This is a genomic window from Undibacterium sp. Jales W-56, assembly GCF_025548535.1.
Classification (GTDB): domain Bacteria; phylum Pseudomonadota; class Gammaproteobacteria; order Burkholderiales; family Burkholderiaceae_D; genus Undibacterium.
The window spans coordinates 1-1962 of the sequence record NZ_JAJLQW010000013.1 but is presented as its reverse complement, the minus strand read 5'-3'; the positions used below and the strand labels follow the sequence as shown (position 1 = coordinate 1962).

At 56.9% G+C, this 1962-nt stretch carries 3 protein-coding genes; all 3 read right to left on the bottom strand.

Translation table 11 applies throughout. The features are described from left to right. On the bottom strand, window positions 1-320 hold a 320-nt coding region (locus LPB67_RS19060), incomplete at its 3' end, for an ExbD/TolR family protein (protein WP_316685312.1). A gap of 41 nt (window positions 321-361) precedes the next feature. After that, complete coding sequence (locus LPB67_RS19055) at window positions 362-790, bottom strand: ExbD/TolR family protein (RefSeq protein WP_262838919.1); 429 nt, start codon at window positions 788-790, stop codon at window positions 362-364. A gap of 212 nt (window positions 791-1002) precedes the next feature. After that, window positions 1003-1851 (bottom strand): MotA/TolQ/ExbB proton channel family protein, encoded by an 849-nt coding sequence (locus LPB67_RS19050; protein ID WP_262838917.1) that lies wholly within the window; start codon window positions 1849-1851, stop codon window positions 1003-1005. Window positions 1852-1962: the final 111 nt, after the last annotated feature.

Below are 1962 nucleotides of genomic sequence, written 5' to 3'. Positions count from 1 at the left end.
AAATGCACTTCCGGCTGATTCGGCGTGGTCGCCACGCCCAGCAAGCGCGCTTCCAGATCGGCATTGTTCTGGATCGCCACGCCGTTCCACAATACGGTGCCGTCGAAGTCGACGTCAATCGTGATGACTTCCGGCTTTTCCACATTGGCAGCCGGCGGGGCATTGACTGGCATGTTCAGGTTGACCGCGTGGTTCTGGATCGGGATGGTGATGATGAGCATGATGATCAAGACCAGCATGACGTCGATCAGCGGCGTCATGTTCATTTCGATCATGACCTCCGGTTCACCTGAGCTTCCTGAGCCTATTTGCATTCCCATTTGTATTCCTTTTAACTTGTTGCGCGTGCTGCCTGCGCTGACTAGCCCTTCGGCGGCGGTTCCGTGACGAAGGCGACCTTGGCAATCCCGGCTCGCTGTGCTGTCAGGATGACTTTGCCGACAAATTCGTAGCGGGTGTTCTGGTCACCGCGGATGTGCAGTTCCGGTTGCGGTACCTGGACTGCCACGACTTTGAGCTTGTCGAGCAGGAGGTCGGTACTGGCGACCGGGGCTTCGTTCCAGAACATGTCGCCGTCTTTGTTGATGGCGATGGTGATGTTTTCTGGTTTGGTTTTGTACGGCTGGTTGCTTTCCGAGGGAAGCTTGACCGGGACCGTGTGGGTGACGACGGGGATGGTGATCAAGAAGATGATCAGCAAGACCAACATGACGTCGACCAATGGGGTGGTGTTGATGGTGCTGTTGACTTCGTCTTCGCCGTCACCATCGTTGCCGATTGCCATTGCCATAGTGTGTTCTCTTTCAGATGTCACGAAGACGCTTTAAGACCACTCAACACAGGGACACCGAGTCACAGAGAACGGCAGGAGGAGGCTTTTTGTCCATCGTATGGAGCGCTCCTTGATGCTTTTCTCTGTGGCTTTTTCTCTGTGTCTCGGTGCCTCTGTGGTTAGGTGTCTTCGGGTGTTAAACGTTACCGCGCTACTTCGTGCTGTGAAGCTTAAGCTTTCTTGGACATCACGCCGGACAGGACGACAGAGTGCAGGTCGGCGCTGAAGGCGCGGACATTTTCCATGGCGCTCTTGTTGCGGCGTACCAGGAAGTTGTAGCCGAGTACTGCCGGTACTGCTACGGCCAGACCAATGGCGGTCATGATCAGCGCTTCACCGACCGGGCCGGCGACTTTGTCGATCGAGGCTTGACCGGCGATACCGATCGCAGTCAGGGCGTGGTAGATACCCCAGACGGTACCGAACAGGCCGACGAACGGGGCCGTGGAACCAACGGTTGCCAGGAAGGCCAGGCCGTCTTGCAGGCGGCTTTGGACTTTTTCAACGGCGCGCTGGATGGACATGGAGATCCAGGAGTTCAGGTCGATCTGTTCTAGCAGGGCGCCTTCGTGGTGGTCGCTGGCTTTGGTGGCGGATTCGGCGATGAAGCGGAATGGGCTGCCTTCTTTGAGGCTGGTGATGCCGGCGTTGACGGACGGGGCTTTCCAGAATTTGGCCTGGGCATCTTTGGCTTGGCCGGACAGTTTGATCTGGTCGACGATTTTGGTGATCAGGATGTACCAGCTGCCCATGGACATGATGAACATGATGATGAGGGTGCCTTTGGCGACGAAGTCACCGGTTTTCCAGAGGGCGTCGAGGCCGTAGGGGTTGTCGACTTTGTCTTTGACTTCAGCGGGGGCGGCGCCTTCGGCGGCCGGGGCGGCAGGCGCATCGGCTGGTGCTGCAGCTGCGGGGGCGGCAGTGGCGGCGGCGCTGGCGGATTCTTGGGCGATGGCGGCATGGGCGGTTAAGGCGATGACGGCGGCGGCCAGTAGGGCTTTCAGGCTGAATTTCATTTGTGTGCTTCCTTCGTAAATTTGAATTTCAAATACTGTTACTGTGGTTATGGCTGTTTTTGTTGCTGTTGTTCGGTGTTGCTATGACTTTGTGCTTGCTGTGTTCTTACT

Excerpts from the sequence above, each read along its gene's own strand:
- LPB67_RS19055 (WP_262838919.1), bottom strand. The coding sequence starts at position 790 with ATGGCAATGGCAATCGGCAACGATGGTGACGGCGAAGACGAAGTCAAC.
- LPB67_RS19050 (WP_262838917.1), bottom strand. The coding sequence starts at position 1,851 with ATGAAATTCAGCCTGAAAGCCCTACTGGCCGCCGCCGTCATCGCCTTA.